A 4,760-nucleotide genomic window follows, 5' to 3' on the forward strand; every position below is an offset into this window, starting at 1 on the left:
GGTGCCGTCGTTGCCACTACCTTGGAGAGAGAGTCAGGACGTGGGTTCGGGGGACGTGCGCCGGGTCAGTGGACCCCGCGCACCGCCAACATGAGGGCCAGGATGCTGAGGATCACGGCGATGGTGCCGTCGAGCACGCGCCAGGTGCTGGGCTTGGTGAACAGCGGCGCCAGCAGGCGGGCGCCGAGGCCCTGCGCGGTCAGCCACAGGCAGCTGGCGGTGACCACGCCGGCAGCGAAGGCCATGCGGGCGTTGCCGAAGTTCTCGGCGATGGAGCCGATCACCATCATGTCCAGCCAGAAGTGCGGGTTGATCAGCGAGAAGCCGACCGCGGCCATCAGCACCGCGCGGCGGCTGCCGTCATCGCTGTCGGCCTCGCCCATGCCACCACCCCCGGCGATCGCACGGCGTGCCGACTTCATCGCATACCAGGCCAGGAACGCGACACCGGTCCACAGCACGGCGGTCGTCAGCCACGGCAGCGCCGAGGTGAGCGTGCGCAGGCCGGCCACGCTGGCGAAGATGAAGATGGCATCGATGGCCGCGCAGGTGGCGACCACCGGCACGATGTGCTTGCGCAGGATGCCCTGGCGCAGAATGAAGGCGCTCTGGGCGCCGACCACCGCGAACAGGCCGATGCCGGTGGCTGCACCAGAGAACCAGGCACCGAGGCCGGTGCTGGCGGAGATGACCGAGAACATGGGATTCACTGCCTTGTATTGCTTGGGGGGACGGTGCCTCGCGAAGGCGGACAGCACCGGAACGGACGCCATTGTCGCGCCGCAACATGGAAAAGACGAGCTAAACTTCCTAAACCAACATTAGCGGAGCTTAATTCGATGCGCATCGATCATGCCCAGCTGCGCGCCCTGGCCGCGGTGATCCGCGAAGGCAGCTTCGACCGCGCCGCACAGTCGTTGAATGTCACGCCCTCGGCCATCTCGCAGCGGGTCAAGGCACTGGAGGACCGGATCGGCCGCCTGCTGGTCAAGCGCGGCACCCCGGCCACCGCCACCGCCGAAGGGCAGCTGCTGGTGCAGCTGGCCGAGCAGACCGCCCTGCTCGAACACGATGCGCTGCACCGGATGGGCCTGGCCGATGAGGACCTGCCCCAGGCCAGCATCCCGGTGGCGGTGAACCACGACAGCCTGGAAACCTGGTTTCCGCAGGCCGCCTACCAGTTCGCGCAGACCACCGGCACCACCCTGGACCTGCGCGTGGAAGACCAGGACCACACCGTGGAGCTGCTGCGCCAGGGCACGGTGCTGGGCGCGGTCACCACCCTGGATGAGCCGGTGCAGGGCTGCCAGATCCACGCGCTGGGCAGCATCCGCTACGCGGCGACCTGTACCCCCGAGTTCCGCGAGCGCCACTTCGCCAAGGGCGTGACCGCGCAGGCGCTGGCACAGGCGCCGGTATTGGTGTTCAACCGCAAGGACGAAATGCAGTCGCGCTTCGCCCGGCGCATGGCCGGCGACGACCTGCCCAGCACCGCACCGACCTGGTGGATCCCCTCCACCCGGGCCTTCGTGCAGGCCAACCTCGGCGGACTGGGCTGGACCATGAACCCCCTGCCGCTGGTCAAGCGCCACCTGGACGCCGGGCGACTGGTCTACGTACGGCAGCGCGCGTGGGAAGACGTACCGCTGTACTGGCAGCACTGGAAGGGCGACGTGCAGACCATGGCCTTGCTGACCCGTGCGGTACTGGACGCGTCCTCGGCGCTGATCCGGCGCAAGCGCTGACGCCCAGCGGGAAAAAGGGGACGGAGGGGATTAAGTCGTCTTTGCCCCGGATGTCGTTTGGGTCTTAAACGACTTAATCCCCTCCGTCCCCTTTTTTGCTCCATCGGATCTCCACGTAAGCTCCACACTAGGTCCATGCGTGATGCGGATACTGGTCGGCCGATCACTGCAAGGATGCCCTGCATGCCTGTATTCGTCCGCGACGCCCGCCCCGAAGATGCCGCCGCCTGCATCGACCTGCGCGGGCGCACCCGCGAGAACGCTTTCAGTGCGGCCCAGCTGGCAGAACTGGGCATCACCGAGGACAGCTGGGCAGCCGGCATCGCCCAGGGCGATTCGATCGGCCGCGTCGCCTGGGACGGCGAGCGCATGGCCGGTTACTGCTTCGCCGATCGTGACAGCGGCGAGGTGCTGGTGCTTGCCCTGCTGCCGGACTACGAGGGCCGCGGCATCGGCCGCCAGCTGCTGCAGGACGTGGTCAGCCTGACCCGCGATGCCGGCCACCAGCGGCTGTTCCTGGCCTGCTCGGCCGACCCGCGTTCGCGCTCGCATGGCTTCTACCGCCGCCTGGGCTGGCGCCCGACCGGGGAGATCGACGAGGCCGGTGACGAGATTCTTGAGCTGGTCTGATTGAAGGCGTCGCCAGGCATGGCCTGGGCATTTCGCGCGTGGCTCTGCTCAGCAACAACCCGACCAAGGCACAGCGCCTGCGCAATGCCGGCATCGAGGTGCTGGACTGCATTCCGGTCACCGGCGAGATCACCGCGGAAAACGAACACTACCTGCGCACCAAGGCCGATCGTGCTGGCCACCTGCTGGATGTCGATGCGCTGATCCAGGCTGCCCAGTAACGCAGCCGACCTGCTACCGTCTGCGCGGTGCGGCCACCGCCGCCGCTCGCCCTGCCACCTGACGGAGCCCGCGTGACCGACGTCGCCCCCATCGCCCCGCCCACCGATGCCTGGCAGTCGCTGCCGCAACGTGCCGCCCGCCTGGCCGCACTGGAAGGCGCCTTCGGCGGACTGTTCGTGCCGGGTCTGCCACTGGCCGCAGCTGCCTGGTTCTTCGATCTGCCCGGCGGTCTGTGGACTGCCGCCCTGGGGCTGCTGATCGGCATCCTCTTCGGCGCCTGGCTCGGCCGCCGGCGACTGACCCGCACCCGCTGGCGCCTGGATGACCAGGGCCTGGGCCTGCGCCGCGACCTGATGTGGCAGCTGGAAACCCGCATTCCCATATCGCGCGTACAACACCTGGACCTGCGCCGGGGCCCGTTGGAGCGCCGCGCCGGCCTGGCCACGCTGATCGTGCACACTGCCGGTACCCGCATGAGCGCGGTCACCGTCAACGGCCTGGATGAAGCCGACGCCGAGCGCCTGCGCGACACCCTCTCGCACCAGCTCGACCAGGACGCCGACGCCCTGTGAGCCTGCCGCCGCCCCTGCCCGCATCGCTGCCTGCCGGTGGCGAGGACCATCGCCTGCACCCGTGGTCGTGGCTGTTCGTACTACTGATGCAGCTGCGCCACTACTTCCTGCCGCTGGTCGCGCTGCTGGTGTTCGGCCAGCGTGGCGAGCGCGACCCGATGTGGGCGCAGTTGATTCCACTGTCGGCGATCGCGGCACTGGTGCTGGTCTCGGTGCTGCAGTACCTCAGCTACCGCTACCGCATCGGCAGCGATGCCATCACCGTGCGCAGCGGGCTGCTGGCGCGCAACCGCCGCGAGATCCCGTTCGCCCGCATCCACAACGTGGAAGTGCGGCAGAACCCGCTGCACCGGCTGTTCGGTGTGGCCGAGCTGCGCCTGGAATCGGCCGGCGGCGTGCGGCCGGAAGCGGAGATGCGGGTACTGAGGCTGGACCAGGCGCTGGCGCTGGAACGGCTGGTGCGCCAGCGTGGGCAGGCACCGCAGCCCGCCGACGTCGTCGCCACGCCCTCGATCACCGGGACCGACACCGAACAGGTGCTGCTGCGCCTGTCGAGCTGGGACGTGGTGCGCATGGGCCTGCTCTCCAACCGCGGATGGGCACTGGCGATCGCCGCCTTCGGCGTGCTGTTCCAGACCGTGCCGCGGCCGGTGATGGACGCGGCCATCCAGCGTGGTGGCAGGGAGGCCTTCGGCTACGCAAGCCACCTGCAGCCCGGCGTGGCCGGCGCCTTCCTGCTGCTGGCCGCAGCCCTGCTGCTGGGCTGGCTGGCGCTGCGGGCGTTGTCGGTGGTGCTGACCCTGCTGCGCTATCACGGCTTCACTCTCAGCGAGCAGGATCGGCGGCTGACCGTCTCGGCTGGCCTGGTCAGCCGAACCCGCAGCAGTGTCGCGCGTCGCCGCATCCAGGCCTGGACGCTGCACGAAACCACCCTGCATCGCTGGTTCGGCCTGCGCCAGCTGCGCATCGACAGCGCCGCCGGCGGCCCTTCGCGGGACCAGGACCGCGCCCTGCGCGAGCTGGCACCGCTGGCCCCGGCAATGCGCTGCGAGCAGTTGGTGCAGCACCTGCTGCCACAACTGCAGTGGCCACCGGCGCAGTGGCAGTCCATTCCGCAGCGTGGCTGGTGGCGGCTGTGCCTGGGTGCGCTGCTGCTGGTCCCCGTGCTGGCCGCAGCCGCGTACTGGCGCTGGGGATCATGGGGCCTGATCGTGCTGGCCTGGTTGCCGCTGGCGCTGCTGGTGGCACATCGGCAGATGGCGCGCATGGGCTGGTATCTGGATGACCACTACGTCGCCGTGCGCGGCGGTTGGTGGAAGCGCTGGTGGCGCTGGGCCGAGCTGGACAAGGTGCAGGGCCTGCGCCTGCTGCGCTCGCCACTGGACAAGCTGTTGGGCACCAGCAGCCTGCAGCTGGATACCGCCGGCGCGCATGGTGATGTGGCGTTGATCCTGCACTACCTGCCGCAGGCGCAGGCGCAACAGGTGATGGATCAACTGGCGGCCGCGCTGGCGCGGCGCAAGCTGCGCTGGTAGGTAGTGCCGGCCGCTGGCCGGCAACCGCACACATCCCCGAGGTTGCCGGCCAGCGG

At 69.4% G+C, this 4,760-nt stretch carries 5 protein-coding genes and 1 pseudogene; 5 read left to right on the forward strand and 1 reads right to left on the reverse strand.

Annotation, left to right across the window (positions count from 1 at the left end; translation table 11 throughout):
• Positions 1-65: 65 nt before the first annotated feature.
• Positions 66-701, reverse strand: coding sequence for a LysE/ArgO family amino acid transporter (locus tag ABGA94_RS07180; protein ID WP_005415673.1), 636 nt, complete (start codon positions 699-701; stop codon positions 66-68).
• A gap of 138 nt (positions 702-839) precedes the next feature.
• Here ABGA94_RS07180 and ABGA94_RS07185 point away from each other — a divergent pair, with 138 nt between their 5' ends.
• From ABGA94_RS07185 to ABGA94_RS07205, 5 genes and pseudogenes are all read left to right on the forward strand, one after another.
• Positions 840-1,745 (forward strand): LysR family transcriptional regulator ArgP, encoded by a 906-nt coding sequence (locus ABGA94_RS07185; protein ID WP_005415672.1) that lies wholly within the window; start codon positions 840-842, stop codon positions 1,743-1,745.
• Between the two features lie 183 nt (positions 1,746-1,928).
• Positions 1,929-2,375, forward strand: coding sequence for a GNAT family N-acetyltransferase (locus ABGA94_RS07190; RefSeq protein WP_005415671.1), 447 nt, complete (start codon positions 1,929-1,931; stop codon positions 2,373-2,375).
• Positions 2,376-2,395: 20 nt separating this feature from the next.
• A pseudogene (locus ABGA94_RS07195) lies at positions 2,396-2,596 on the forward strand (GTP cyclohydrolase); the annotation flags it as partial.
• Positions 2,597-2,668: 72 nt separating this feature from the next.
• Positions 2,669-3,169, forward strand: a complete 501-nt coding sequence (locus ABGA94_RS07200; RefSeq protein ID WP_053496994.1) for a PH domain-containing protein — start codon at positions 2,669-2,671, stop codon at positions 3,167-3,169.
• On the forward strand, positions 3,166-4,704 hold the full coding sequence (locus tag ABGA94_RS07205) for a PH domain-containing protein (RefSeq protein WP_111174833.1): 1,539 nt from the start codon (positions 3,166-3,168) through the stop codon (positions 4,702-4,704). Before ABGA94_RS07200 ends, ABGA94_RS07205 begins: the two co-directional genes overlap by 4 nt.
• The last annotated feature ends 56 nt before the right edge of the window (positions 4,705-4,760 follow it).

The sequence above is a fragment of the Stenotrophomonas sp. 3diitr2024 genome, from assembly GCF_042136455.1.
Lineage (GTDB): Bacteria > Pseudomonadota > Gammaproteobacteria > Xanthomonadales > Xanthomonadaceae > Stenotrophomonas > Stenotrophomonas sepilia.

What these genes read in the sequence shown, in the direction of transcription:
- ABGA94_RS07190 (WP_005415671.1), top strand. Translation starts at nt 1,929, where the DNA reads ATGCCTGTATTCGTCCGCGACGCCCGCCCCGAAGATGCCGCCGCCTGC.
- ABGA94_RS07180 (WP_005415673.1), bottom strand. Translation starts at nt 701, where the DNA reads ATGTTCTCGGTCATCTCCGCCAGCACCGGCCTCGGTGCCTGGTTCTCT.
- ABGA94_RS07185 (WP_005415672.1), top strand. Translation starts at nt 840, where the DNA reads ATGCGCATCGATCATGCCCAGCTGCGCGCCCTGGCCGCGGTGATCCGC.